The organism is Streptomyces sp. KR55 (assembly GCF_052245645.1).
In the GTDB taxonomy this organism is placed as follows: domain Bacteria; phylum Actinomycetota; class Actinomycetes; order Streptomycetales; family Streptomycetaceae; genus Streptomyces; species Streptomyces flavusporus.
This window is the reverse complement of record NZ_JBQQCE010001006.1, coordinates 1-650: the sequence shown is the minus strand read 5'-3', so window position 1 is coordinate 650 and position 650 is coordinate 1. Positions and strand designations below refer to the sequence as shown.

Sequence of the window (650 nt, the reverse complement as noted above, 5' to 3'; positions counted from 1 at the left end):
GCGCCGCACCCGACCAGGTCCGCGGGGCAGCAGCTGGCCGTGGAAGTCCTCGTGGTGGGCGAGAACGAGGGCGGCGAGACCGACGACGTGGGCCGAGGCCGTGCCGGTGCCGTCGAGGGCCGTGTACCCGCCCTGCGGCGAGCACGACAGCACGGCCACACCGGGGGCGGCCGCGTCGACCCCGGGTCCGTGGCAGCTGAACGGCGCGGCGAACAACCCGTCCGGCGTCAACTGGGGGCCCACATGGGTGGCTTGGGAGGTGTCCGGCGGGAAGGTCCCGAAGGCTCCGAGCGCACCCACGGTGAACACGGTGGGCAGTGAGCCGGGGAAGCAGACCGGTCCGCCCGAGTCGCCCGCCGGGGCGACGCAGGCGATGCCCGCCGCGCCTGCGTCGGCCAGTTTGCGTGAGACGAGCGCCGACGCATACGGCGTTGCCACAGCGACGTGCGCGACGTCGACCTCGCGTTCGATGCAGTGGTCGAGGGCGGCGATCAGGTCACTGAAGCAGCCGCCGGGCAGCACCTGACAGACCTCGATCTCGGCATCGACCGCGGTACCGATGATCCCCTTACCGGTGTCCGCCCCGGCGATGACGCCGGCCGCATGGGTACCGGTGCCCGCCGTGTCGTGGGCCCAGCCCTCCTCGGTTC

The 650-nt window shown here is 73.2% G+C and carries 1 protein-coding gene; it reads right to left on the bottom strand.

Annotation, left to right across the window (positions count from 1 at the left end; all coding sequences use genetic code 11):
• On the bottom strand, positions 1 to 650 hold a 650-nt coding region (locus ACTWQJ_RS52045), incomplete at both ends, for a S8 family serine peptidase (protein ID WP_443313304.1).